The following is a 26,227-nucleotide window of genomic DNA, read 5'->3' as shown; positions in this document are numbered from 1 at the left end:
GGCTTGCTACGTTCAAACTTGGCCTTTGCCATGGGTATTTCCTCTTTTTTTTGGTGAATGATCAATAAAAAGCTGTTTAATGGCTCATAATAAAACTAACTCATCATAAACCTAGCTATCAACCGCACGAACCACTGCTTCTTATCAAACAGCACTTCGAACTAATTTTTGTATCCGTTATTATACGCCGACTTATCTTCAATAGTCATATATCTCTTGCTCGAAACCTATTTTTCTATTGTCTAGAGAGGTCTCAAACATGCTACTACTTATAACCGTTTAATGGCTCGATGTGCAACGCTATTATATCAGCTAGACGACATCATCAAACAATCCGTAAAATCCGTTAACATATGAAAAAGCAATCCAATTCCAATGATGTTAAAAGGCTTACGAAAAAAGAGTAAAGCAACATATACCAGCATTGCATAATACGTATGTAGCGGATGGAAATTAATGCTACATCTATTAGCCTGAAAGATCGGATCTGCTACTAAGTGATCCAAATCAACTAACATAGTCGCGAGCAATATCAGATATGCTTTTTTCCACTCTTTCTTAAAAAATACAACTGCGATAACGAGAGGGAAACCAAAATGCAAAAAGTAATGTATAAACGTTTGCATACTCGTCTACCAGTTTTAATTCTGTTGATATCGAATCATTAAAAACAATATTTATTAATATGCTGACAGCACTAAAAGGCAACACCTCAGTGTCACCTTTAAATCATTACCTGTCGTACTAATTTTATATGTTTCAATATTTTATATTTTCGATATCGACGCAAAGCTATATATAAATAGCAAAACAAGCATAGAGGATTCACATAATAAATGGAGCTCATATCGAGAATTGAACTCGAGACCTCTCCCTTACCAAGGGAGTGCTCTACCGCTGAGCTATATGAGCGTATAGTGTAAACCTTTGAGCCGCACTAAAAAAAATATCACGATACAGCGATAATAACTGATGTCGTGATGAATAATTAATAGGCTTTGCGATGGTGTATATATGGAGCGGGTGGCGGGAATCGAACCCGCGTCATTAGCTTGGAAGGCTAAGGTGTTACCATTATACCACACCCGCATTTACTCTAATCTTAATAACTCTAATTGAGAGTTAAAAACTATATAGAGCATGCTTGGCGCTATAACAAACTTTTAAAAAATATGGTGGTGGGAGAAGGATTCGAACCTTCGAAGCTTTCGCGACAGATTTACAGTCTGTTGGGTTTGACCGCTCCCCAATCCCACCTAAGGGTGCTTTGAACAAAAATGACTTTCATTTAAGACAAATTCATAAAAAGCTACTTTAAAAGAGATGGTGCCGACTGCCGGGATCGAACTGGCGACCTACTGATTACAAGTCAGTTGCTCTACCAACTGAGCTAAGTCGGCTTGTTCTCTCTAAAGTGGTGGCTATTCTATCAAATATTTTGAGATGCGCAAGCCCTTTTTTATCTTTTTTTCAATTATTTTAATAATAATATTTAAGCTACTGATTACGTTATTATTTTTTTGATAGAAAAATAACAACGTAATTGCTTTTCTGATCTATTGTGATTACATGCGCTGCATAGCTGGCTATATAACTAGCGAATGCGTAGTCCATTACAGGCCATTTTTACCGCTTTTACCAATGCCAATGCTTTTTTATTGGTTTCATCCCACTCCGCTTCCGGCACAGAATCAGCAACAACACCTGCGCCTGCTTGGATATGGATTTCACCGCGGCGCATCACTGCTGTACGAATAGCAATGGCGGTATCCATATTGCCATTCCAACCTAGATAGCCCACTGAACCACCAAATACTGTCCGACGTACTGGCTCTATCTCGTCAATGATTTGCATCGCGCGAATCTTGGGCGCCCCTGATAGTGTACCCGCTGGAAACGTGGCACAAAATACATCTAGCGCGTCTTTATCAGACCTTATCGTACCCTCCACATTGGACGCGATGTGCATCACTTGTGAGTAGCGCTCAATAAACATCTTTTCTGTGACTTTGACACTGCCATATTCACAAACACGGCCGATATCATTGCGACCCAAATCAATAAGCATCAAGTGCTCGGCAGTCTCTTTTTCATCATTGAGCAGCTCTTGTTCAAGTGCCAGATCCTCCGCTTCGTCTTGACCACGCTTGCGCGTCCCTGCCAGTGGCCGTACGGTGACTTTGCCATTTTCGATGCGGGACAGGATTTCAGGAGAAGCGCCAATGATATCAAAGCGTTTGTGATCATCAAGCGTATAGCCATGCACCAAAAACAGATACGGCGATGGATTTAGATACCGTAATGCACGATAGACGGCTAGAGAGTCGCCTGTGTAATCCGCCGTTAACCGCTGTGCTGGAACCACCTGCATGACGTCGCCTGCTGCGATATAGTCTTTTATTTTCTTAACGTCGCTGCAGTACTTTTCCATACCTGTTTGCGAGATAAATTTTGGTGTGGGCATCACTGGCGCGGACAAATTAGACGGTTCTGCTAACTTCTCTTCGATTTTTTCTAACTCGCGGATAGCTAAGCTATAGCCCTCCTCGGTTTGACAGTCAGCATAGACGATGATCGATAAGGTATTTTCTAAATTATCAAAAACAATGACACTCATCGACAGCATCAGCCACATATCCGGCATCGACATCGGATTGGGTACGTCAGATAGGCCCACACTAGGCTCAATGATACGTACCATGTCGTAACCAAAGTAACCGACTAGGCCGCCGCTAAAACTTGGCATGGTGGGCACATCTTCAGCGGTCGGCATCTGATACTGCGCCATCAGCTGACGGATATAATCAAAAGGATTCTCTACTGCTTCTGTATCGATATGATCGTTCCGCTTGGTGGTCATATTGCCATCAGCGTACTGTAAAATAAGATCACTACCCAAACCGATCATCGAGTATCTTGCCCAGCGCTCACCACCTACCACAGACTCAAACAAATAGGCAGAGCCGTTTAAATCACGTACTTTGGAAAATACAGACACTGGTGTCTGTGCATCCATCAAACGTTTTTTTACTAAGGGTGCATGACTAAAACCCCGATCTTTAAACGCTTGATATTCTTGGAAAGTCATCATAGTAACGTTCTCTTAGCAGAATAATGGCAAAAAATAAAACAGTGGACTGAACCATAAAATATAGCGCCAACACCGTATTTGAATGTTGGCGCTATAAAAAGCAGTTTGCTTGAATGACGACTTATACAGCAGTTGGGTTCAGGCCTCAACCCTCATAAACTAACTGAGGTAACGGACTGCTTACCAAGCAGGATAGCTATGGATAAACGATCGTATTCAAACTATGGATAGATGTAACTACATAACGCCCATGTTAAATAGCCATAATGCCAAGCCAATAATCAAAATGGCAGCAAATACCCATATAAACCAACCACCGCTAGCTTTTTTCTCTACTTGTCCTGTATGAGCTGGATTACTGATTTCTTGATCCTTGGCATTATTGCCTTCAGTGCCAAGATCATGAGCCTGCCCTAAGTTGGCCGTACCCGAAAATTGCGCGGTCGCTGCTTGCTTGGCTTTCAAAACCTCAGGATCGGCTTCTTCTTGTAATTCAGTCTTTGTCGTTTTGTCGTGCTCTTCACTTACTACTGGTTCTTCACTTACTACTGGTTCTTCACTTACTACGGGCTCTTCATTTGCTACTGGTTTTTCACTTACCGTTGGCTGCGATACTGATGGTGCATCATCAGTAGATACTGTTGGGGTCAACGGCTCTGTAGTGGTCACAGCTTCTGGTTCCGTTACTGTTGACTCAGTCGTTGCTGATACAGACGTCTCAGATACTAGCTCTGACTCTGCTGGTGCTGTTTCAATCGATGCAGGCGTAGCACTTTCTGCGGCCGACAAGACATCGTCGATACCTGTCTCTTTGACTACTGGCTCTTGAGACTCTTGAGGCGCTGGTTCAGTTACTTCCGCTCTGTCAATTACAACAGATGGATTCTCTGCATCCTCTGCAGCGGGTAAAATCTCTTCAGTATTCGTTTGCTTTACGATTGGCTCGCTGACGATATGCTCTTCGATGATATATTCGTCGTGCAAATTCTCAGTGGCTTCTGCTGGGGCAGTCTCATCACTGACATTACTTACTGCAGCTTCTGTTGTGACTGGCTCTAGTGTCTCATCTGCTTTAGCAGCGACAGGCGCTTGTACCTGAAAGCTAAAGCTTGCAAATCCAAGCGTATCCTCAGCCTGTAGAAGGCTTGATTCGTTGCCCGCGATACGTTGATCGTTGATAAAGGTACCGTTAGAAGAGTCCAAATCTTTTACGTATAACTGACCATCAAGTATGCTTAGAATGGCATGATTGCGAGATACTTGCTTACTGCCTAGTACCACGTCATTATCACTGCCACGACCTATAGACAAGCTGTCATTGACTGTCAGCGTCAGATCACCCAGCGCCTCTGTTATCGCATTTAATTGCCAAGTATCCATCTCTGCTGTCGTGCTTACGCTATCTGTATTGTTCGTCATGCTATCACTCCTTATTTTTTCTATTAATTTTCAAACGATTTTAAGCAAATTACTGTCAATTTTTATTCACTGACCACTCTATGATAGAGAGCATAATCAGTGGTCATGTGTTTGATCTATTTTGGTATAAAGTGAGGCTTGATGACTTTATCAAGCTGACTATACGGGATGCTCAATACAGGCATACCGTAGGCATATGGGCCGATAGAATAGTGCTGATAACGAATGTTAATCCCTGTCTCTGTCAAGGTCACATTGTCGCTCAGCATAAACGGCCAGCTTTTCTCATAGCTACTGACATCATCAGCGACCGTTTTAACCCATGCTTTGTACGCCTCATGCGCGATTGCTTCAAAACGAGGCTTTTTGCCTTTGATCAGCATGTCATCAAGAGTGACTTGTTTTTTGGTGGTCAGATCAAACGTCAGATACTCGCTATAAGGCATGCCATGTGCACCACCGGTAAAGACATAGGAGTTGATTTCAAACAGCTCAAAGTTATTCACATGACCCAAGTAATCAGGCGTCACCATCAAGCTATAAGCCCAAGAAACCTCTTCAGGCATATCTTGAAACTGCGATGTCGCAAAGTCATTAATCGCAGCAGTCACATCTGCCTGACTGCTTTTTGTCTTAATAGGTGCAGATTCAGTTGGCTTGCTATTCACTACCAAATTATCGATACGTGCATTGACTGCCTTATCTATCCAGCCATGATTGGTCTTAAGATATTTAACCTCAATTTCTGGGCAATTATCACGCTCAGTGCACATCTTTTGAATTTTTTCTGGTAACTGATAATCAAGATATTCTGTTGAGCTGATCAGGCTACCTGCATTTGCGGACAGACTAGCGGCACCCATCAGTAAACCGCTTGCTAAGAGACCAATTCGCCGTACACGCCCTACCCTGCCTGAAGAGATATGCGTCAGCGTGAACCTATTAAGATGAGATTGAACCATAGCTTTCATACATCCCTTTTTATAAATATAAAGTGTTGCATAACATTCTACCGTAACAATGACGCTGTATTGTAGGAACACTGTTTGTGTTTTTGAAGTGTTGCTACTCACTCAAAACCTCTCTTGACTCATTTGCCACATAAATAACGGACAATAAAAAAGACACGGCTAGCGTGTCTTAATCAATGAACAATACAGTGATACGGTTGGTTTGATAATAGTCGTTTTAATGCTCACGCGTGCTGCTAAAGGTAATTTCGGGATAACGATCTTGCATCAACTGTAAGTTGACACGTGATGGCGCAAGGTAAGTCAGATAACCACCACCATCTAATGATAATTGGTCATGGGCTTTTTTCTTGAACTTCGCCAATGCCACTTCATCATCACAGTGAATCCAGCGCACGGTGGCAATCGATACTGGCTCAAAGGTACATTGCACTTTGTACTCTTCTTTGAGACGATGCGCGACCACTTCAAACTGTAGTACACCAACCGCACCCAAGACCAAGTCATTGTTAATCTGCGGCATAAATACCTGCGTGGCACCCTCTTCGCTTAACTGTTGAAGACCTTTTTGCAGGGCTTTTGATTTAAGCGGATCTTTTAGCACCACACGGCGAAACAATTCAGGGGCAAAATGAGGAATACCGGTAAAGCTCAACTCCTCGCCTTCAGTGAAACTATCACCGATAGAAATCGTTCCGTGGTTATGCAAACCAATAATATCACCCGGATAGGCTTCTTCTAGCGCCTCGCGGTCGCCTGCCAAAAAGGTCAGCGCATCAGCAATACGCACGTCTTTACCCAGACGCACGTGCTTCATTTTCATGCCTTTCTCGTACTTGCCAGAGCACACGCGCAAGAACGCAATACGGTCACGGTGACGCGGATCCATATTGGCTTGAATCTTAAAAACAAAACCTGTGAAATCGGTCTCGGTTGCTGATACTTTACGCTCAGTCGTTGGATGGGCTTTTGGTGGCGGCGCGTATTTGACCAAGGTATCGAGTACCATGTTGACACCAAAGTTACCAAGCGCTGTACCGAACAATACTGGCGTCATCTCGCCCGCTAAAAACGCGTCAACACTGAACTCTTCTAGCGCCATCTGTACCAGCTCAAGTGACTCCTCAAAGGCATCAAACATCAACTGCCCGAGACGCTCGCGGATATCAGGATAATCGTAACCTTCACGGGTCTCAGAAACGGTCATCTTGCCGCCATTGCCTTTCTCATATAAGTAGGTTTTGTTTTCTGCAAGGTGATACACCCCAACAAAGTCCTGTCCCATACCAATTGGCCACGTGACTGGCACGCATTTAATCTTTAGTACCGCTTCGATTTCACTTAGTAGCTCAAGCGGCTCACGAATCTGGCGATCGAGCTTGTTGACGAAAGAAATGATTGGCGTATCGCGCATGCGACAAACTTCCATCAGCTTGATGGTTCGTTCTTCGACACCTTTGGCCCCATCAACCATCATCAATGCGCTATCCACTGCGGTCAAGGTACGATAGGTATCTTCACTAAAGTCGGCGTGACCTGGGGTATCTAGTAGGTTGACCATGTGGTCTTTGTACGGGAACTGCATGACAGACGTGGTGATTGAGATACCACGCTCTTGCTCCATACTCATCCAATCTGAGGTTGCATGACGATCGGTCTTACGGCCTTTTACTTCGCCCACTACCTGAATCGCTTGTCCCCATAACAGCAGCTTTTCGGTCATGGTGGTCTTACCGGCATCGGGATGCGAGATAATGGCAAAGGTGCGACGCTTGGCCACTTCTTTGGTTAATTTTTTTGGATCTACGCTCATAATTTTCAGCTTCAACAGTTGTGTCATTTAGAAGTTAATCTAAATAAATAAAATCAATAATGAGCGTATTGTAGCCGATTTAGCGTTAGGGTGCAGAATTAGCGTATAAAAAAACACGCTCTATCAGTCAGACAAAGCGTGTTAACAAAATTTTTAACCGTCAGCGTAGGGCTTGCTTGATTTTAATAATAGCGCTTGATTTGCTCAGCTAAGAAGTCTCCTGCGATCTCATTAACAAGCGTACAATCTACCACGCCAAAGCGGCTATCTATATTCGGATCGGTGCTACCTTTGGCAACATAATTTGCCTCATAGATATCCTTCCCATATTCAACGCCACTATATTCATAGGCAGGTTGATTTTTATATTCAAAGAACATCACTTGCGCCGCTTTTTGCTTATTTGCTATACCAACACCAAACTGAGAGGTTCTATGATCTCTATCATCACTAAAGCGTTGTTTGGCAGCTTCGATCCATTTTTCCAATGACGAATAGCCTGTCTTATTTTTGTCATTGAAAGCTAAAAATGAGCGCTCGCTTGTCACCACTGGAATGTAACAAACGGAGCCTTCAGGAAACGCAACATTAGAGGGAATATTGGAGTAGTTGCTCAAATCAGTAAGAATACCACGGCGGTCTTCGATATTCGTGCCCGCGCTATAACTGCGGGTCGTTAAGCCCGACAAGTCCAATGTTTGATAGGTGGTTTCGTAGCCTAGTTTGTTATTACTGTTTTTTTCGTAAATAGGACGTTTGACTGTGCGACCATTAACTTCAATGTCTTTGTTTTCGAGTCGACCTTCGAAGTTATCTGCCAGTACCGTTCTGTCCAAATCATTTAGACTCTGATTGCTATAACTGTTAATGAGATTGGTAGTTTTGATGTTGCGTGCGCCTGTGCGATAAGTCTCATCGATGCGCGCAATGGCGGTATCGTTGGCCTTACTATCGTAACTGTTAGCAAAGCTCGTCAGCGTAATATTATCGCTATCAGAACCATAACTGCCGTCATCTACTTCGCAGCCTATCAAAGCAAGCATTGACCAGAAGAAAACACCAGATATCGCAACCACTCTATTCATCGAACAATGTCCTTATGATTTAGATTTTTTATCATCCAATTTGATGATATTAGTATGACCCACCAAATGGCTGGCTTCGGTCATTTTGTTTATGAGCATCAGCATCTACTGTTATTGTAGATAGCTCCGAAAGTCATATTTACAAACTTGTCGTAAATATTTACTACCGACTTACTGAGCTGGGCTGATGATTTGTTATCCTAAGTTGCATATTTAGATTCACTAGTCAAACCTAAAAACCACAACAAAGGATGTGTTATGAAAACTTTATATTCTACTAAATCTACTGTTACTGGCGGTCGTATGGGTACGGCAACCTTGAGCGATAGCGACCTTGAGATCAACATGGCACCACCAGGTGGCAATCAAAAAGGCAATAACCCTGAGCAATTGCTGGCTATGGGCTATGGTGCTTGCTTTGATAGCGCCCTTGGCGTAGTCAAAAAGATGGAAGACGCACGCTTTGGCTCAACCACTGAAACGTCTGTCGACCTATTGCAAGGTGACAACCACGAGTACAAACTCTCAGTAAAAATCCATGTAATCGCCGATAATACTGACCTATCAGCTGACGACATTCAAAAGTTGGTTGAAAAAGCGCATGAGGTGTGTCCATATTCTAAAGCCACACGCGGCAACATCGATGTTGAAGTCTCTTCAGAAGTAAAATAACGCATTATGAGACTCATTATCAATGATTAATTAAGAATATATTAATTATAGAAGAACTCAGCTGGTCTGGGTTCTTTTTTTGTTTGAAATTTTGGTGAAAAAATAAAACCGCTAGAACATCTCGTAACGGTTAAGCAGTTCGGCACGCACTGTTTTTATCGTTATAATAAGGGCATATTTTTATCTAATAGCTGATAAGTGACCTTTATGACTGATAATATAGCTGACAATACCGCCGATAACGACCACAACTCCCATCAAGCACTCGATCCTAAAACCTTACCGAATTTTGACGATATGCCTAATGTCGCGCTGATGGATACCAGTCACGTAGACAAAGATCAGCCCCCGTTTATCTTGGTTGACGGCTCTTATTATTTGTTTCGCACCTATCATGCCCTCCCAAAAACCATGCAAAACTCGCAGGGCCTGATTACCAATGCGATACGCGGCACATTGAACGCATTACTCAAACTCATGCGTCGTTATCACCCTACTCATATGGCCGTCTGCTTCGATACCAAGTCACCGACTTTTCGCCATCATATGTCGTCTGACTATAAAGCAGCTCGTCCGCCCATCGATATAGAGTTGGTAGAGCAAATTCCTTATATTCATCGTTTGGTTAGCGCCTTAGGTATTCCGCTATTACGTATTGAGGGTGCAGAGGCCGATGATATCATCGGTACACTTGCCCATCGCGCTGTCGAGCAAGGTCACCATGTCGTCATCTCAACCGGCGATAAAGACATGATGCAGTTGGTCAACGATTGCGTCATCTTAGAAGACAGCTTTACTGGTAAAGTCACGGATACACCAGCGGTGATCGATAAGTTCGGTATTAATCCAAACCAAATGATCGATTTTTTGACGTTAATGGGTGATGCCTCTGACGGTATCAAAGGTGTACCGGGTATCGGTAAAAAGACTGCCAAAGACTTGCTGGTTGAGTACGGTGATATCGAAAACATGCTCAAGCATATTGGCTTTATCAAAGGTCGCGGGGCTAAGGGCTTGATCGAACACGCCGATGATATTCCTTTTAATAGAAAGCTTGCTACCATCGTAACGAATTTGGAAATCGGCCAAGACTGGAACGATTTAAAAATCAATACGGATCCTTGTGCACATATAGATGAGCTGCGCGAATTATATACCGAGCTTGAGTTTAGAAATGAGCTGGCATCTCTTGATCACCCAAACCATCCGGCTAATGGCTCACAAAGCGTTGCTGATAGCCAAGCCAATGCTGAGTCACAAGCGCAAGTTGCCAAATCGCTGCAATCTGCCAATATTGATAATATGACGGGCAGTAATCATCAAGATAAAGCGTGGCATACTGTGCTCGATGAGCCTGCGTTTGATAGCTTGGTCAAATTACTAGAGGCGGCGCCGCACTTTGTCATCGATACCGAAACCACCAGCGTTCATTGGCGCGAGGCGCAAATCGTTGGTCTATCTTTTGCGGTGCAAGCGCACGAGGCCTATTATATTCCGCTCACCCACAGCTTAGAAGGTGATGAGCTGATAGCAAAACAACTCGACCGCGATACTGTATTGGCACGTTTAAAGCCTGTGTTAGAGAATCCAAATATCGGTAAAATCGGACAGCATCTGAAGTATGACGCGCACATCCTCGCTCACTATGATATTGACTTAGTTGGCGCCATACATGAGCAGCCAAATAACTGGGCGATGGATACCATGCTTGCCAGCTACGTCATCAATGCGGCAGCGACTCGTCACGGTATGGACGACTTAGCACGCCATTATCTGCAAACACAAACCATCAGCTTTGAGGAAGTCGCAGGCAAAGGCGCGAAGCAAGTTACCTTTGACCAAGTAGCTATCGATATTGCTAGCGACTACGCGTGTGAAGATGCTGATATTACTTATCAGTTATTTGACGTATTCAGCGTTGAGCTGGCTAACGATGCTAATAATGCCAAATTACTCCACGAGCTAGAAATTCCAACGGCAGAGATCCTTTGTCAAATGGAAGCAAACGGTATTCTCATCAAACGCTCATTTTTAAACGAGCTGTCAAAACGCTTTGATGAAGAAATTATCGCACTAGAAAAACGCGCTTATGAAGTCGCAGGGGAAGAATTTAACTTAGGCTCACCAAAGCAGCTTGGTGAGATGCTGTTTGACAAGCTCGGCGTTGCTGGCGGTAAAAAAACCAAGTCTGGTCAATACTCGACTGGTGAGGCGGTCTTATCAAAAATCGATCATCCCTTAGTCGATATTACGCTAGAGTATCGCGGTTTATCTAAGCTCAAAAGCACCTATACCGACGCCTTAGATAATGTCGCAGATAGTGAGACGGATCGCGTGCATACCAGCTACCATCAAGCACTAACCAGCACTGGTCGCCTGTCATCAACAGATCCTAACTTACAAAACATTCCGATTCGTACGGCAACTGGTCGCCTGATTCGCCAAGCCTTTATTGCACCAGAAGGTCGCGTGATCTTAGCGGCCGATTATTCACAAATCGAGCTTCGTCTCATGGCGCATTTCTCAGGCGATAAGCACTTGACGCATGCCTTTAACGAAGGGTTAGATATTCATGCTGCGACTGCCGCTGAAGTGCTTGGCAAGGATGTTGCAGACGTGACCCCAACTGAACGCCGTAATGCCAAGGCCATTAATTTTGGTCTGCTATACGGGATGAGTGCCTTTGGACTTGCCAAGCAGCTGCAAATGAGTCGCGGCGAGGCGCAAGATTATATCGATATGTACTTTGAGCGCTATCCGGGTGTCAAAAACTATATGGTCAATACTCGTGCCAGCGCGTACGAGCAAGGCTATGTCGAGACAATACTAGGCCGTAAGCTCTATACCCCTGATATTAATCATAGCAATCGTATGGTCAAGCAAGGCGCTGAGCGTGCGGCAATTAACGCGCCTCTACAGGGTTCCGCTGCTGACTTGATTAAGCTTGCCATGATTGCTGTCGATAAGGTATTGCCGAAAGATCAAGCCAAAATGCTGCTGCAAGTTCATGATGAACTGGTATTTGAAGTGGATGCTGATAAAGTAGACGCGGTTAGCCAATTGATTACCGATGCGATGCAGGATGTTTTGACGACTACGGCAGTGGATAAAGGCTGGCATGTCAACTTTACTGTTCCACTACTGGTTGAAACCGATAGTGGTCAAAACTGGGATGAAGCACATTAATCATTGATTTGGTCAACTCAGAACGTTAGCGAACTTAAAGATATGGTGAGTTTTGAAACCCACTGTATCATCTATATAAACAACCACTTATGACTACTTGGTTATATTCTATGACGTTATTATCACCATATTGGGTTATAATAGCGTCATAGTAAATTATGCATATTTCGTTAGATTTTTTTCGGTTTAGAGTGAGCCTACGGGCTCACTTTTTTGTTTTTGACACATTTTTTTGATACCCAGGAGCCAATTATTTTGAGTTCAGATGGCATTATTGAAATCCCTGGTATGATTTTGCTATTTGTCTGTTTGCTGCGTTGCACACAGTACATGATACAAAGTCATATCAAACACATTCAGGCCTTTTGGTTGGCAGCCGTGCTTGTATTTTTTACCGTCATTCGTCGCGAGCTAAACTATCTACCAGATTTGTTGGTTCCGAGCGATTTCTCGTTTTTAAATCAATCTTATGACTGGTGGGAAGACAGTGTACTGACCGTTATCTATCTCGTCGCGCTTGGTTTATTGGCCTATTCAAGGCATTACCTATGGGCAGTACTAAAGAATGTGCCTGTCTCGCTCTACCTCACTGTCACTGTACTAGTAATCATCCAATATATGGGAGAGAACGCCATTATATTCCCGCACACCTTTGGTGAAGTTGTCGAAGAATTGGCTGAGACCGTCATCTATGGTATTGCTTTGACGTATTTATGGCGATTCAAACTGGCTGATTATGAATCATGTCTGGCGAAGAAGTTAAATTATGAGCTCAAACACGCTGATAATTAAAATTATAATTACGATATTATTAATGCCCTAGTGGAAAAAGTCTTCTAAGCAACTTCACAAGAATTTACGGCTACTCAATATGAGTAGCCGTTTTGCATTTTGACAATCGCCTTACATTTTTTGAACATCCTGTCACACCTTACCACTAGTGAAAATCCCAATAACCATACAAACTTATGGACAGATTATCAATGTCGCTATAAGCAGCGACTTTATAAGCCTTTACAATGACTTTACTGCTAATAATTACAATAAGGAATGACTGATGGAAAACACAAAGAATCCACTACCAGAAGAGATGGATCATATCGATGGCAATCGCCGCGACAATAATGACAGCACCGACAACCAAAACAACCAGTTGGTCGATTTAGACAATCCGATGCTGCATACAATCGACAACGATGATGTGATTGACAACAGTGCAGGGTTTGATAATTCAGAAGTCGGTAGTGATGCCACCCAAGGACTAACACCTATGCATCGTCAAAACCTTGATGAGTCGCGTGTGGACGAAGTTTTGGTTCAAGACAATCTTGATGACAATGATTATCCAGATACAATGGATATTGCTGATAGAGATGCCGCAGAACGCAGCAATGACGATGATTTTTAGAAAGTAGCATCGCGGTTGATATAACCCTTCAGAGCAAAAAAGCACGCTTGATATCGTTAAGCGTGCTTTTTTATGACTTGTCATTTAACTAACAGTGATAGATATTTTCAGCTGATTACACCCAACCATCAAGCGTACCCGCCCAGCCTTTTACAAGAGGCAAGCTCAATGCTTCAAGTAGCTCAATATGCATCTCATCAAGGTTAAGTGCTGGAATATAGTGATACTCTTGCCCGCCTGCTTCCAGAAAATTATCACGGTTTTCAATAGCCAGTTCCTCTAGCGTCTCGAGACAATCCGCTGAGAATGCAGGACTAATCACTTGTACTGAGCGCACACCAGATTTACCCCAATCTTCCAGTACCACATCAGTATATGGCTTTACCCATTCTTGCTTACCAAAGCGCGACTGGAAACTGATGATCCACTCGTCGTCTTTTAGGCCAAGTGCATGTGCCACTTGCGCAGCGGTACACTTACAACGCTTAGGATACGGGTCGCCTTTATCCGCATAGGGCTGCGGGATACCGTGAAAGCTAAACATTAATTTTTCAGGCTTGCCATGCTTTTCTTGGAAACGGCGTATCGAGTTAGCCAATGCCTGAATATATAGTGGATGCGCAAAGTAGTCTTTGACAATGGTATAATTTGGCAAGTTACGTTGCTTAAGTGTCCATTTTGTCAGCGCATCATATACCGCACCACCTGAAGAAGCTGAATACTGGGGGAATAAAGGTAAGATAACAAAGTGATCCACGCCTTCTCCGCGCAACGCATCCATGACATCAGGCAATCCAGGATTTCCATAGCTCATCGCAGGATGCACAGAGACGCGAAAGGGTGCTACGCTATTTGCCAGACGCGGCTCTAATAGCTCAACTTGGCTTTTTAGTATTTTACGAATCGGCGAATCCCCTTCCCAGATGCTGGCGTAAGCCTTTGCCACGCGCTTAGGACGGCTTGGCAGAACAAACAAATTCAAGATAATGGCCCACAAAAACTTGGGAATCTCGATCACTCGCGGATCTGACAAAAACTGTTTGAGATAGCGACGTACGGCGGGTGCCGTTGGCTCATCTGGCGTACCAAGGTTGACTAACAGGACAGCAATACGTGGAGGCAATTCAGGTTTCATAGCAGCACTATTTATCAGCAGTAAGTTATTAGGAGGATGTCGCAACGTGAGGTGCAGTGTAAGATGCAGGATTGTTAAGACATCATTGAATAAACACCGCATTAGTGTAGCATTTTATCCATGAATCACGTATGGCAAAAGCATACTTGTACAATTTGATACGCAGTTGCCAGTCGCCTACTATCTCACCTTTGAGATTTGGCTCCATAAAAACTACGTTTAAAAGACCTGCTCGGCGGTTGTACTCCTACGCGCATCACCATACAATAGGCAAGCCCAGTTTATAAAAACCGGGTAAGTGAAGTAGTCTGTCAACACCTTCCTATTTTGCTCTTATTTTATTGATGATTGTTGTCTTGCGAGGTAGCTTTGAACGCACGCTCTGATAATACCAGTGACCAGTCCCCTAATTCTCAAACTCACGTAAATAGCTCAGCCAATATTGCTGCTGGATCTGTGGGTGTGGTTACGCCACAAAAATTCCATTTTGCTGAGCCATTGACCTTAGAATGTAACCGTACTCTGCCCTCGTTTGACTTGATGGTAGAGACTTACGGCACGCTCAATAGTGATAAATCAAATGCGATTTTGATTTGTCATGCGTTATCGGGCAACCATCATGCAGCTGGCTTTCATAGCGTTGATGACAAAAAAGCGGGCTGGTGGGACAATATGATTGGTCCCAACAAAGCCATCGATACCAATCGCTTTTACGTGGTGTGCGTCAACAATATCGGTAGCTGTTTTGGCTCAACAGGGCCTACCACTATTAACCCTGATAGCGTTGATGCAAATAACAGCGATGATCCACAAGTCTATGGCCCTGACTTTCCGCTCATCACAATTAAAGACTGGGTAAAAACCCAAGCCATGCTTTCAGATCGTCTGGGCATCGACGTATGGCATGCCATTGTTGGCGGCTCAATGGGCGGTATGCAAGCACTACAATGGTCTGTAGATTATCCAGATAGGCTAAAACGCTGTGTGGTGATTGCCAGTACACCGAAGCTGTCTGCTCAGAATATTGCTTTTAACGAAGTCGCACGCCAGTCTATATTATCCGATCCTGATTTTAAGGATGGACGCTACATACAAGCTGGTACCTACCCTCGTCGCGGCCTCATCTTGGCACGGATGGTCGGTCATATCACTTATTTGACTGATGACGCGATGAAAGCCAAGTTTGGCCGTGATTTAAAATCTGGCAAGTTTATGTATGGCTACGATGTCGAGTTTCAGGTTGAGAGCTATCTGCGTTATCAAGGTGAGCGCTTTAGTGAAAACTTTGATGCCAATACTTATCTACTCATGACCAAGGCGCTAGATTATTTCGACCCGACGCGTGACTACTCATCAGCGGTAGCAAAAGATACTACAGAGCCGGCCGTGCCATTAGAAAATTCTATAGCAGCATCAGTCGAGTCTAGCAAAGCCAATGCGCAAAATGAGTTAGAAGACGCGGTAGCGACGATTGAAGACATTGAGTCTGATCGTCAGCAAGAGCTTGCTGCGCTCAAAGCTGCATTCGCCCATACACAATGTCAGTACTTGGTAGTGTCATTTACCACCGATTGGCGCTTTGCACCAGAGCGCTCGCAAGAGATTGTCGATGCACTGATGGCTAATGGTAAACCTGTTAGCTATATTAATATTGATGCGCCACACGGACATGACTCTTTCTTGTTTGATATTCCTCGCTACATGGGTGCAGTGGAAGGATTTTTGACAGCGCCATTTATTACCCATCATCGCCCAGCCACAGGAGAGCGCTCATGAGAATGGATCACCAACTGGCAGAACGCTGGATCTCGCCACAAGCACATGTACTTGATTTGGGCTGCGGTAATGGCGAGCTACTTGCGCACTTACAGCAGAAGTTAGGCGTTACCGGATACGGACTTGAGATTGATGAAGATAAAATCAACGAAGCCATTGGTAACGGCTTATCGATTGTTGAGCAAGACCTCAACGATGGCTTAGCACGCTTTGCCGATAACAGCTTTGATACCGTGGTTATGGCACGCGCGCTACAAGCAGTAAAAGCGCCTGATGTGCTGCTGCTCGATATGCTGCGCGTCGCCCGAGAGGCAATCATCACCTTCCCTAACTTTGCCCATTGGCAAAACCGTCTTCATTTAGGACTCAAAGGGATGATGCCTGTATCTGAGGCCCTGCCTTATGAATGGTACAACACCCCTAATATTCATCTATGTACGTTTAAAGACTTTGAGCAACTGTGTGCGCAGCATGATATTCATATCGTTAATCGCTTTGCGGTAAGCGACTCTGATAAAGGTCATTCCCCACTGATGACGGCATTGATTAGGCAAGCACCCAATTTACTCGCAGATGTTGCTATCTATCGAGTGACCAAGAAAAAAACGAAGTAATGTCAGATATTTGATTTTTGCTTAAAAGGACAAAATGACCGTTATTGACGAACCATTTATCTTAGCAAATTGTTAACTAATGATTATCTTATAGTAACTCTATGATTTTACTGAGGACAATCAGGTATAAGCAGCTATTAAATCTTGTAATTAGTATTTGAGTTTCGTAAGTTTGGGTGTTAAGCTAGCAAAATGTTGTCAGTCACCCCACTATTACGACCGTCTGTCTAATCAGTTAGGGCCAAATCGATAATACAGAACTGAAAACTCTATTGCTGATGATTAGGTAAGTTCATATCGCAGGATGTCACCTAATTGTTATCGCCGTCTAACTGTCTTTAGCAAGACAATGTTTGGCGGTACAATTCTTTTGCTTATTAACTGCCTAATTTTGGAGCTGCTATGAAATTATTAAGAGCTGCGTTGTTTACTGCATTATTTTCTTATGCTGGTTTGGCCAATGCTGAGTTAATATCAAACGTACCGCTTGATACCTCACGTTTTGAGCTGATGCCTGTGAGCGAGCTGTCTAGTCGTGCTGCCCAAGGTAACGACCATGCTCAGTTTTATCTAGCCAAGCGCTTGCAAAAAGGCGAAGGTATTGCACAAAATACCCAACAAGCCATCCAGTGGTACACCAAAGCTGCTCAACAAGGGGTTGCCCCTGCTCAGTTGAACCTTGCTATCATGTACTTACGCGGTGAAGGCGTACAACCTAACTTGCAGCAAGCACGTCTTTGGCTAGAAAAAGCTGCGATGCGTGGCGACAACCGTGCCAGTTACACACTTGCATTGTTAGATGAAAAACAAAAAAATCTGGTTGATGCCTATAAGTGGTATGACTTAGCTGCCCGTGATGGCATGCTCGATGAAAAAGTTCGTAACAAGGCACGTGGTAAAATCGGTCAATTGGCATTGAACTTATCCAGTGCAGATATCGCTAGTGCCCGCAACAAAGCAGATACTTGGTTCCAGAGCAAGTAAACCAAACGCTTACGCAGTGAATAATACTTACGCAGTGAATATAGAAAGGCTCAGTATTTTACTGGGCTTTTTTGTTTTTTATCGTGTAAACAAATCGCTGATTTTTTCTCTAGTCTCAAGCGACATCTTTTAAGCTATTCAAAACCCTGCCAAAATTTGCTACACTACGCGCGCATTTATCAATCCCACAATTTTGTTAATGCTTTAAACTGAAAAGATACTTTAAACCCAACGCACTAGGTTTGCGACCTAGCCAGCAGGAGAAAGACATGAGCACCACTCAAGATAGTAATATCAAAGAAACCGTGATAACTGACAATCAATCAGCCCCCGCCTACGATAGCGTCACTAACAATATCGTTGTCGCTGCACTTTATAAATTCACGCGCTTTACTGACTTTGAGCAGTATCGTGAGCCGATTTTAAATGCGATGTTAGATAACGATGTCAAAGGCACCTTGTTGCTTGCAAGCGAAGGCATTAACGGTACGATTTCTGGTACGCGTCAAGGTATCGATACCGTACTTGATTACCTGCGTAATATCGAAGCCATTGGTACCTTTACCTTTAAAGAGTCTTATACCAATGTACAGCCGTTCTATCGTACCAAAGTAAAGCTAAAAAAAGAAATCGTTACCATGGGCGTAGAAAACATTGATCCATTACAATCGGTCGGTCGCTATGTAAAGCCTAGCGAATGGAACGCATTGATCTCAGATCCTGAAGTTACTCTCATCGATACGCGTAATGATTACGAAGTGCAAATCGGTACATTCCAAAATGCCGTCAATCCAAACACTGAGACCTTTCGCGAGTTTCCAGAATACGTATCAAAAGAGCTCGATCCAGCCAAGCATAAAAAAGTCGCCATGTTCTGTACGGGTGGTATCCGCTGCGAGAAGTCGACTGCCTATCTACGCGAGCAAGGGTTTGAAGAAGTTTATCATTTAGAAGGTGGCATCCTAAAATACCTAGAAGAAATCCCAGCCAGCGACTCTATGTGGCAAGGTGATTGCTTTGTTTTTGACAACCGCGTATCGGTCAATCATAACTTAGAAAAAGGTAATTATGAGCAGTGTTTTGCTTGCCGTATGCCGATCACTAGCGATGATATGCAAAGCCCAGCCTATGTCAAAGGTGAATCCTGCCCACACTGTATCGATAAAGCGACTGATGAGCAAAAAGCGCGTTTCCGTGAGCGTGAACATCAAATGCAGCTAGCGAAAAAACGCGGTGAAGCTCATATTGGTAGTGATGTGATGGATGTCATAGAAAAACGCAAAGCGGCCAAAACTGAAGCACGTCGTCTAGCAGATGAAGGCAATAAAGATAAAGCAAACTAAGCTTAGCATTAGTACAATAAAAAAGAAGTAAAAAAAGAGAGGCTCTAATCAATAGAGCCTCTCTTTTTTATATCAGCTATTCGTATCAATTAAAACAAAATACGTACGCGGATGGTCTCTTCTACATCTTTTAATTGATCAAGTGCAGCGGTCGAATCGTTATAATCGACATCCATCACGAGATAACCCACATCCCCTTCTGTCATGAGGCTCTGCGCTAGAATGTTGATACCTGCTTCGGCAAACAGACGGTTGATCTGAGACAGTACGCCTGGTACGTTTTTGTGGATATGTAGCAGACGATGCGAGTTTTCTTTGAACGGGATAGAGACTTCTGGGAAGTTCACCGCCGTCGCTGTATCACCTTGGTCAGAATATCTGACGAACTTATCAGCGACTTCTAGGCCGATATTAGCCTGTGCTTCTTGCGTTGATCCACCAATATGCGGCGTCAAAATCACATTATCAAACTTACGTAGTGGTGATTCAAACTCTTCGTCAGCTGACTTTGGCTCTTTCGGGAATACATCAACCGCCGCGCCCAAAATTTTACCAGACTCAAGCGCTGCCGCTAGATCATCAATCTCAACACACGTACCGCGAGCCGCATTGATAAAGTAGCTGCCTTCTTTCATCTGAGCGAACTGCTCAGCTTTCATCATATAGCGGGTGCTTGGTACATCAGGTACATGCAACGTCACGATATCAGCGGTTGATAGTAACTCTTCTAGACTGCCAACTTGTACCGCATTTCCTAGTGGCAATTTGGTCACGGCATCGTGATAGATTACTTTCATACCGAAGCTTTCTGCTAGCACAGACAGCTGCGAGCCGATAGAACCGTAACCGACGATACCGATGGTCTTGCCACGCACTTCATGTGAGTTAGTCGCAGACTTACCCCAGCCGCCGCGATGTACAGTTGCGTTCTTTTCAGGGATACCGCGGTATAGCATGATGGCTTCGGCTAATACCAGCTCAGCCACTGAACGGGTGTTCGAGAATGGCGCGTTAAAGACAGGAATACCTAAGTCACGAGCGGCATCTAGATCGACTTGGTTGGTACCAATACAAAAGCAACCAATGCCGATAAGTTTGTTTGCATGCTCAAGTACATCGCGCGTCAATTGAGTACGCGAACGAATACCAATAAAGTGAGCATCTTTGATCTTTTCGATCAGCTCTTCTTTGTCTAACGCGTGACTGATATTCTCGATGTTGTGATAACCAGCGCCTTCCAATACTTTTAGGGCATTGTCATGTAGACCTTCAAGCAATAAAAACCGGATTTTGTCTTTTTGTAGTGATAACGCCATATGAGAACTGTCCTATAATTGTTTTATAAGATTACCTGTTGGATAATCTGTGATGGATGAAACGAAAACAGTCCCGATATCTTACACAAAATTTGACGCCGATGTTAGCAGATTAGATGAATTATTGATTATCAAGCCTGAAAAATTTTTATGCTATAGTGAATCATTCGGTTTGAAATCAAACAAACCACTTTTTATGATTTATCTCATTTTTTATTTAGAAACTATCACCCACTTATTGCCATCACGGGCCGACTCCTCACTGAATTTATAGTCATTTCGCTATATAATAAACAGTCCCAACATCGTGCTTACGCTAATATTGAGATTTGACCATGACGCTAACTACCGAACAGTCCACCTCCCAAGCCCATACCAACGCTGTGCAAACGATCCTAAGCACGCTGACTGATACCCATCAATTTGACTCAAGCCAAATCAAAACCGACGCAGAGAGCTTAGAGCATTGGGGCAAAGACTGGACCAAACATTTCGCCCCAGCAGCAGCAGCCATCGTCTTTCCAAAGACTACTGAGCAAGTTCAAGCGATTGTCCTGCTTGCTAATGAGCACAATGTCGTCCTAACGCCTAGTGGTGGTCGTACCGGACTCTCTGCTGGTGCGGTTGCTGCCAACGGCGAGATTGTCGTCAGCATGGATAAAATGAACCAGATTGGCCAGTTTTATCCAGCCGACCGCATCGTCGAGATTGAAGCCGGCGTCATTACCGAACAGCTGCAACAGTTTGCCGAATCAAAAGACCTCTACTATCCTGTCGACTTTGCTTCTGCAGGCTCTAGTCAAATGGGTGGTAACATTGGTACCAATGCCGGTGGCATCAAAGTCATCCGCTATGGCATGACCCGTCAATGGATCATGGGACTAACGGTCGTCACAGGCAAAGGCGACATCTTGCAGCTGAATCGCGGCATGGTAAAGAACGCCACGGGTTATGACTTGCGTCAACTCTTTATCGGTGCTGAAGGTACGCTTGGTCTCGTCACTCACGCGCAAATCAAACTTGAGCGTCAGCCACAAGACTTAAATGTCATGGTGCTGGGTATGGATAACTTCAGTGATGTCATGAATGTGCTCTCTGCCTTTCAAGCCCAGATTGATTTGACCGCCTTTGAATTCTTTGATGAGGTGGCGATTGATAAGCTGATGGCCCATGGTCAAGTACAAGAGCCGTTTGAGTCACGCACTAAGTTTTATACGCTATTAGAGTTTGAAGCGCCCTACGAGCCAATCATGGAAAAGGCCATGGCCATCTTTGAGCATTGTATGGAAGAGGGCTGGGTGGTTGATGGGGTGATGAGTCAGAGCCTATCGCAAGCGGCTGAGCTGTGGAAACTGCGCGAATACATCTCAGAGACCATCTCTGTGTTTACCCCTTATAAGAACGATGTATCTGTCCTGATCAGTCATGTGCCCGACTTTATCGCAGAGATTGATGCGATTGTTAGCAGCAATTACCCTGACTTTGAGGTGTGCTGGTTTGGTCATATCGGTGACGGTAATCTACATCTTAATATCTTAAAGCCTGAAAACATGAGTAAAGATGATTTCTTTGCCGAGTGTCAGGTAGTGAATAAGCATGTGTTTGAGACGGTACAGAGATACGGCGGATCAGTGTCTGCTGAACATGGGGTGGGTATGACGAAGAAGCCGTATCTGCAATACAGCCGTAGCGAGACTGAGATCAATTATCTGCGTGAGGTCAAAAAGGTGTTTGATCCAAACAACATCATGAATCGTGGCAAGATTTTTGATATGTGATTGGTAGGCTAACGATTTATCTCAAAAAAAAGACGCTAAACTCAAAGTTTAGCGTCTTTTTTATGTTTGCAACTTTATATTTGGAAAACCCAAATTTACATTTAAAAAAACATGATTTATAGATATAACAGTACCAGCGCCACAACCAGCAAGACACTCAAAAACCCTTGAATAATCAAAAATGCTTGATGCGGTGCCGCGATATGGCGGAACATATTGCCTAGCGCATTGTAAGTAATGCCCGCTGCTTTGATATGTGGCGGGGTATCGAAATTTTTGATAATTTGCAAAAATTGCTCAGTACGATCAGGTGACCAGCCGTGCGGTGCAAATGGTAAAAATGGTGAAAGCTGCGCTGCTTGCTCTTTGGTTGCAGGTGACCATAGCCAGCGCTCCAAAAACAGCAGACGCATGCGCCAATCAGTAAAACTACGATGATCAATCTCTTGCAATAATAATACTTCAACGTTTTTGTGACGATTATCAGCGAAAATACGCTTCTGTAGCGCAAATACATGTCTCTGTTCGCCTTCGATACACTGCAAAAACTGACCATTGCCATAACATAATGTACCGGTAATGCCGTGCTGCTCATTATAATCGCGAGCATGGGCCTCTACATCCTCAAATATAGAGGTGTTTAGACGTGACGCAATGGTCAACGTACTGACATAGACCAGCTGAACCAATGATGACGCTTCTATGTCATTCCATTGCTTGATTCTATTGCTACGAGTTGAGGGCATAATAAAACGATCCTACAGCCGAACAAATACGGCTAAATATGACAAGCAAAACGACACTATGCCTGAAGTAAACGAAGATATTGACTCACAAAAACGTAGCAAATAGTTACTACGTGAGACTGTTATTACTCATACAGCTTGCTATGATGATAAACAAACTAAAGGGCGCTGACAGTATATAAGGTCGATACAAGAAAATATAAGGTTAATCCAACTTAATAGATGAGAAACCACTTATCCAGCTCTTCCAAGTAACTTAATAAGTGCTAGCATTATATCGACCACAATAAACATCAAAACTCGTGTTCGAAATGAGATAGAATCTCACCATAACCTATTGTAAACACGACAATAATTATTGTAACGGCAATATTCTCATATTGGAATATTTTTATTGCTTTTTTGTGCAAAAACTTGCGTCACTCACCTCTTTAATACTGTCGTATCAAATATCATCACATTTAGTAGAGATTTAATACAGGAATATTATGAGCAAAATTGAAAAATTAGATGACCTTCACCTCACAATCGCTGAGATCAAGAAAAAAGACTACCCCCAATTAAAGGCACTAATGGACCGTGTCTATGCAAACTTAGGTGGTGCTTGGTCTAAGACGACTATTCACACCTTGATTGATGCGTTTCCTGAAGGTCAAATTGCGATGTTTGACCATGATCAATTGATTGGTATTGTGCTTTCTATGCGTGTTGATTATGCCAAATTTTCCAACCCGCATACTTATGATGATTTGATTGGGCAAAAAGAAATCATTAGGGACAACCCTGAAGGCGATGCTATCTATGGTCTAGATGCACTGATTGACCCCGAATATCGTGGTTATCGTCTCGGTCGTCGTCTTTATGATGCCCGCAAAGAGCTTTGCCGTCAGTTAAACTACCGCGCTATTTTGGCTGGTGGCCGCATTCCCAACTATCATAACCATCAAGACTTGAGTCCAGGCGAGTACATTGATGCCGTTGAAAGCCGCGAAATCCATGACCCCGCTTTGTCTTTTCAGTTATCGAACGGGTTTATCGTCAAGCGTATCTTGACTGCTTATCTACCAGATGACAAACAATCTAAAGGGTTTGCCACCTTGCTTGAGTGGTCAAATATCTATTATGAGCCAAAAGACTATAAGCCCAATACGCGCAAATCTGAGGTGCGTATTGGTGGAATTCAGTGGCAAATGCGCGAAGTCGAGTCTCCTGAAGAGCTACTACAGCAGGTCGAGTTTTTCGTTGATATCATGGCCGACTACAATTCAGACTTTGCCTGTTTGCCAGAGTTTTTTAATGCACCGTTAATGGGTCTATGCGAAGAAACCGATCAAAATATCGCCATTCGCTTTTTGGCAGGTTATACCGAATGGTTCAAAAATGAGATTTCGCATTTGGCCGTCAGTTATAACGTCAACGTCATTACAGGTTCTATGCCATTCTTAGACGAAGACGATACTTTATACAATGTCAGCTACTTGTGTCGCCGTGATGGTACGGTTGAAGAGCAACGTAAAATCCACATCACCCCGCATGAGCGTAGCGCTTGGGTCATCGAAGGTGGTGACGAGGTCAAAGTATTTGATACTGATGCTGGTCGTATCGGTATCTTGGTCTGCTATGATGTTGAGTTCCCTGAACTTGCTCGCCTATTAGCACTTGATGACATGGATATTTTGTTCGTGCCTTTCTGGACAGATACCAAAAATGGCTATTTGCGTGTGCGTCACTGTGCCCAAGCACGTGCCATTGAAAACGAATGCTATGTGATGATCTGCGGCTCAGTAGGTAACTTGCCACAAGTCGAAAGTTTAGATATTCAGTACGCGCAGTCGTCGATTTTTTCACCGTCAGACTTTGCCTTCCCACATGATGCGATTATGGCAGAAACCACTGCCAATACCGAAATGGTATTCTTCTCAGATGTGAACTTAGACAAGCTGACTCACGTTCGTCACGAAGGCTCAGTACATAACTTGATTGACCGCCGCAATGATTTATTTAGCTTAAAATGGAAGCGTAAATCCAAAATTCCTGCAAGCAAATTAAGTGACGAAGAACGCCGTGAAAACTCAGGCAGTGTGCTTATTGGTGACCCATTACAGAATCGCGCGCAAAAGCCATAGTTAGTTGTGCGCGCTTGATATAATGACTTAAGAGTAAACTTCATTAATAAAACGGCTGAATCTCAGCCGTTTTATTTTTATCTGATACCTGTTAAATTTTTGCTCAATAAAAATATCTCAACTAAAAAGCCAACGCAATGACGACTGATCTGGATCAAAAAGACATAAAATCAAAAAAACAGCCAAAGCAGAAGATAATTTCGCTACTTAAAACGGTTACGCTATACGCTCTGATGTTTGTCGTGATCTATAGCGCGGTCAATTGGTGGCGACAACCTGTCATGCCAGCCAACCCGCAACTGCAATTAACAGACTATCAAGGGCAAACAGTTGATTTAGCCGAGCTGAGTCATAAACAGCCAACGCTGGTATATTTTTGGGGTACGTGGTGTTCAGTCTGTAGTTTTACCTCACCTACCATCAATAAGCTAGCGGCAGATAACTATCCTGTTGTCACTATCGCCGTACAATCAGGCTCCGATCAAGAGTTATATAGCTATCTCAATGAGCATCAATATAGCTTTACAGCGATAAATGATCAAGAAGGCAATATCTTTGCGGATTGGCAAGGGCAAGTCACACCGTCCTATGTGGTATTAGAGAATGGCGAGATGACACAAGGGCTAACAGGGATTCAACCATTATGGTCACTCAAGCTCCGCTTATGGTTAGCATCGGTTTTTTAGCACTTGAGTCGTACTTCATGCTTCAATAAATCATTATTCGAAGGGTTTAAAGCTATATCTTCGCTGAAGATATATGAC

Annotated in this window: 20 protein-coding genes and 4 tRNA genes; 11 read left to right on the top strand and 13 right to left on the bottom strand. The window is 43.6% G+C overall.

Translation table 11 applies throughout. The features are described 5' to 3' along the window. Positions 1-308: 308 nt before the first annotated feature. The 10 genes from I3255_RS02700 to I3255_RS02655 all read right to left on the bottom strand — a co-directional run bounded on the left by I3255_RS02700 (position 309) and on the right by I3255_RS02655 (position 8,379). Positions 309-626, bottom strand: coding sequence for a DUF6122 family protein (locus I3255_RS02700; RefSeq protein WP_071002261.1), 318 nt, complete (start codon positions 624-626; stop codon positions 309-311). 211 nt (positions 627-837) lie between these two features. Then, positions 838-912: transfer RNA gene (locus I3255_RS02695), tRNA-Thr, on the bottom strand. Positions 913-1,015: 103 nt separating this feature from the next. Then, positions 1,016-1,089, bottom strand: a tRNA-Gly gene (locus tag I3255_RS02690). An 84-nt stretch (positions 1,090-1,173) separates the two neighbouring features. Next, positions 1,174-1,257, bottom strand: a tRNA-Tyr gene (locus I3255_RS02685). A gap of 67 nt (positions 1,258-1,324) precedes the next feature. Then, positions 1,325-1,400 (bottom strand) — tRNA-Thr (locus I3255_RS02680). 194 nt (positions 1,401-1,594) lie between these two features. Beyond that, positions 1,595-3,091, bottom strand: a complete 1,497-nt coding sequence (gene trpE / locus I3255_RS02675; RefSeq protein WP_238036488.1) for an anthranilate synthase component I — start codon at positions 3,089-3,091, stop codon at positions 1,595-1,597. A 237-nt stretch (positions 3,092-3,328) separates the two neighbouring features. Beyond that, positions 3,329-4,510 carry an FHA domain-containing protein gene (locus tag I3255_RS02670; RefSeq protein ID WP_238036486.1) on the bottom strand — a complete coding sequence of 394 codons (1,182 nt, stop codon included), beginning with the start codon at positions 4,508-4,510 and terminating at the stop codon, positions 3,329-3,331. 116 nt (positions 4,511-4,626) lie between these two features. Beyond that, positions 4,627-5,481, bottom strand: coding sequence for a DUF3298 and DUF4163 domain-containing protein (locus I3255_RS02665; protein WP_238036484.1), 855 nt, complete (start codon positions 5,479-5,481; stop codon positions 4,627-4,629). Between the two features lie 217 nt (positions 5,482-5,698). Beyond that, the gene (locus I3255_RS02660) at positions 5,699-7,294 is read right to left on the bottom strand and encodes a peptide chain release factor 3 (protein WP_201600390.1); all 1,596 of its coding nucleotides are present in this window, start codon (positions 7,292-7,294) and stop codon (positions 5,699-5,701) included. A 182-nt stretch (positions 7,295-7,476) separates the two neighbouring features. Further along, positions 7,477-8,379, bottom strand: a complete 903-nt coding sequence (locus tag I3255_RS02655; RefSeq protein WP_238036482.1) for a hypothetical protein — start codon at positions 8,377-8,379, stop codon at positions 7,477-7,479. 258 nt (positions 8,380-8,637) lie between these two features. Between I3255_RS02655 and I3255_RS02650 the strand changes: the two genes are divergently transcribed. The 4 genes from I3255_RS02650 to I3255_RS02635 all read left to right on the top strand — a co-directional run bounded on the left by I3255_RS02650 (position 8,638) and on the right by I3255_RS02635 (position 13,645). Further along, positions 8,638-9,051, top strand: coding sequence for an Ohr family peroxiredoxin (locus I3255_RS02650; protein WP_238036480.1), 414 nt, complete (start codon positions 8,638-8,640; stop codon positions 9,049-9,051). Between the two features lie 297 nt (positions 9,052-9,348). Then, on the top strand, positions 9,349-12,237 hold the full coding sequence (gene polA, locus I3255_RS02645; protein WP_238036546.1) for a DNA polymerase I: 2,889 nt from the start codon (positions 9,349-9,351) through the stop codon (positions 12,235-12,237). A 255-nt stretch (positions 12,238-12,492) separates the two neighbouring features. Next, positions 12,493-13,029, top strand: coding sequence for a hypothetical protein (locus tag I3255_RS02640; RefSeq protein ID WP_238036478.1), 537 nt, complete (start codon positions 12,493-12,495; stop codon positions 13,027-13,029). A 265-nt stretch (positions 13,030-13,294) separates the two neighbouring features. Beyond that, a complete protein-coding gene (locus I3255_RS02635; protein WP_238036475.1) occupies positions 13,295-13,645 on the top strand; it encodes a hypothetical protein in 351 nt (116 codons plus the stop codon). Positions 13,646-13,760: 115 nt separating this feature from the next. Here I3255_RS02635 and hemH read toward each other — a convergent pair whose 3' ends face one another. Further along, positions 13,761-14,780 carry a ferrochelatase gene (hemH, locus tag I3255_RS02630; protein ID WP_238036473.1) on the bottom strand — a complete coding sequence of 340 codons (1,020 nt, stop codon included), beginning with the start codon at positions 14,778-14,780 and terminating at the stop codon, positions 13,761-13,763. Positions 14,781-15,221: 441 nt separating this feature from the next. Here hemH and I3255_RS02625 point away from each other — a divergent pair, with 441 nt between their 5' ends. The 4 genes from I3255_RS02625 to I3255_RS02610 all read left to right on the top strand — a co-directional run bounded on the left by I3255_RS02625 (position 15,222) and on the right by I3255_RS02610 (position 19,497). Further along, the gene (locus I3255_RS02625; protein ID WP_238036543.1) at positions 15,222-16,556 is read left to right on the top strand and encodes a homoserine O-acetyltransferase; all 1,335 of its coding nucleotides are present in this window, start codon (positions 15,222-15,224) and stop codon (positions 16,554-16,556) included. Further along, positions 16,553-17,170 (top strand): methionine biosynthesis protein MetW, encoded by a 618-nt coding sequence (gene metW, locus I3255_RS02620; protein ID WP_238036472.1) that lies wholly within the window; start codon positions 16,553-16,555, stop codon positions 17,168-17,170. The genes I3255_RS02625 and metW overlap by 4 nt, the downstream gene beginning before the upstream one ends. Before the next feature lie 402 nt (positions 17,171-17,572). Further along, positions 17,573-18,154: a tetratricopeptide repeat protein gene (locus I3255_RS02615; protein ID WP_238036471.1), complete on the top strand. Its 582-nt coding sequence runs from the start codon at positions 17,573-17,575 to the stop codon at positions 18,152-18,154. A 269-nt stretch (positions 18,155-18,423) separates the two neighbouring features. Continuing rightward, complete coding sequence (locus I3255_RS02610) at positions 18,424-19,497, top strand: rhodanese-related sulfurtransferase (RefSeq protein WP_238036470.1); 1,074 nt, start codon at positions 18,424-18,426, stop codon at positions 19,495-19,497. An 89-nt stretch (positions 19,498-19,586) separates the two neighbouring features. Here I3255_RS02610 and serA read toward each other — a convergent pair whose 3' ends face one another. Further along, on the bottom strand, positions 19,587-20,813 hold the full coding sequence (gene serA / locus I3255_RS02605) for a phosphoglycerate dehydrogenase (protein WP_238036469.1): 1,227 nt from the start codon (positions 20,811-20,813) through the stop codon (positions 19,587-19,589). Between the two features lie 335 nt (positions 20,814-21,148). Here serA and I3255_RS02600 point away from each other — a divergent pair, with 335 nt between their 5' ends. Further along, positions 21,149-22,591 carry an FAD-binding oxidoreductase gene (locus I3255_RS02600; protein ID WP_238036468.1) on the top strand — a complete coding sequence of 481 codons (1,443 nt, stop codon included), beginning with the start codon at positions 21,149-21,151 and terminating at the stop codon, positions 22,589-22,591. 116 nt (positions 22,592-22,707) lie between these two features. Here I3255_RS02600 and I3255_RS02595 read toward each other — a convergent pair whose 3' ends face one another. After that, positions 22,708-23,337 carry a BLUF domain-containing protein gene (locus tag I3255_RS02595; protein WP_238036467.1) on the bottom strand — a complete coding sequence of 210 codons (630 nt, stop codon included), beginning with the start codon at positions 23,335-23,337 and terminating at the stop codon, positions 22,708-22,710. Between the two features lie 488 nt (positions 23,338-23,825). Between I3255_RS02595 and I3255_RS02590 the strand changes: the two genes are divergently transcribed. Together I3255_RS02590 and I3255_RS02585 are read left to right on the top strand one after the other, a co-directional pair. Next, positions 23,826-25,463, top strand: coding sequence for a carbon-nitrogen hydrolase family protein (locus I3255_RS02590; protein WP_238036465.1), 1,638 nt, complete (start codon positions 23,826-23,828; stop codon positions 25,461-25,463). A gap of 137 nt (positions 25,464-25,600) precedes the next feature. Beyond that, positions 25,601-26,149, top strand: coding sequence for a protein disulfide oxidoreductase (locus I3255_RS02585; protein WP_238036463.1), 549 nt, complete (start codon positions 25,601-25,603; stop codon positions 26,147-26,149). The last annotated feature ends 78 nt before the right edge of the window (positions 26,150-26,227 follow it).

Source organism: Psychrobacter sp. Ps6 (assembly GCF_022129235.1).
GTDB lineage: Bacteria > Pseudomonadota > Gammaproteobacteria > Pseudomonadales > Moraxellaceae > Psychrobacter.
Note: the sequence above shows the minus strand (reverse complement) of the source record. Positions and strands in the feature narration are given on the sequence as shown.

Coding starts and splice junctions, on each gene's coding strand:
- I3255_RS02610 (WP_238036470.1), top strand. CDS start 18,424: ATGAGCACCACTCAAGATAGTAATATCAAAGAAACCGTGATAACTGAC.
- I3255_RS02600 (WP_238036468.1), top strand. CDS start 21,149: ATGACGCTAACTACCGAACAGTCCACCTCCCAAGCCCATACCAACGCT.
- metW (WP_238036472.1), top strand. CDS start 16,553: ATGAGAATGGATCACCAACTGGCAGAACGCTGGATCTCGCCACAAGCA.
- hemH (WP_238036473.1), bottom strand. CDS start 14,780: ATGAAACCTGAATTGCCTCCACGTATTGCTGTCCTGTTAGTCAACCTT.
- I3255_RS02650 (WP_238036480.1), top strand. CDS start 8,638: ATGAAAACTTTATATTCTACTAAATCTACTGTTACTGGCGGTCGTATG.
- I3255_RS02670 (WP_238036486.1), bottom strand. CDS start 4,510: ATGACGAACAATACAGATAGCGTAAGCACGACAGCAGAGATGGATACT.
- I3255_RS02660 (WP_201600390.1), bottom strand. CDS start 7,294: ATGAGCGTAGATCCAAAAAAATTAACCAAAGAAGTGGCCAAGCGTCGC.
- serA (WP_238036469.1), bottom strand. CDS start 20,813: ATGGCGTTATCACTACAAAAAGACAAAATCCGGTTTTTATTGCTTGAA.
- I3255_RS02615 (WP_238036471.1), top strand. CDS start 17,573: ATGAAATTATTAAGAGCTGCGTTGTTTACTGCATTATTTTCTTATGCT.
- I3255_RS02655 (WP_238036482.1), bottom strand. CDS start 8,379: ATGAATAGAGTGGTTGCGATATCTGGTGTTTTCTTCTGGTCAATGCTT.
- I3255_RS02635 (WP_238036475.1), top strand. CDS start 13,295: ATGGAAAACACAAAGAATCCACTACCAGAAGAGATGGATCATATCGAT.
- I3255_RS02700 (WP_071002261.1), bottom strand. CDS start 626: ATGCAAACGTTTATACATTACTTTTTGCATTTTGGTTTCCCTCTCGTT.
- I3255_RS02595 (WP_238036467.1), bottom strand. CDS start 23,337: ATGCCCTCAACTCGTAGCAATAGAATCAAGCAATGGAATGACATAGAA.
- I3255_RS02585 (WP_238036463.1), top strand. CDS start 25,601: ATGACGACTGATCTGGATCAAAAAGACATAAAATCAAAAAAACAGCCA.
- polA (WP_238036546.1), top strand. CDS start 9,349: ATGCCTAATGTCGCGCTGATGGATACCAGTCACGTAGACAAAGATCAG.
- trpE (WP_238036488.1), bottom strand. CDS start 3,091: ATGATGACTTTCCAAGAATATCAAGCGTTTAAAGATCGGGGTTTTAGT.
- I3255_RS02590 (WP_238036465.1), top strand. CDS start 23,826: ATGAGCAAAATTGAAAAATTAGATGACCTTCACCTCACAATCGCTGAG.
- I3255_RS02665 (WP_238036484.1), bottom strand. CDS start 5,481: ATGAAAGCTATGGTTCAATCTCATCTTAATAGGTTCACGCTGACGCAT.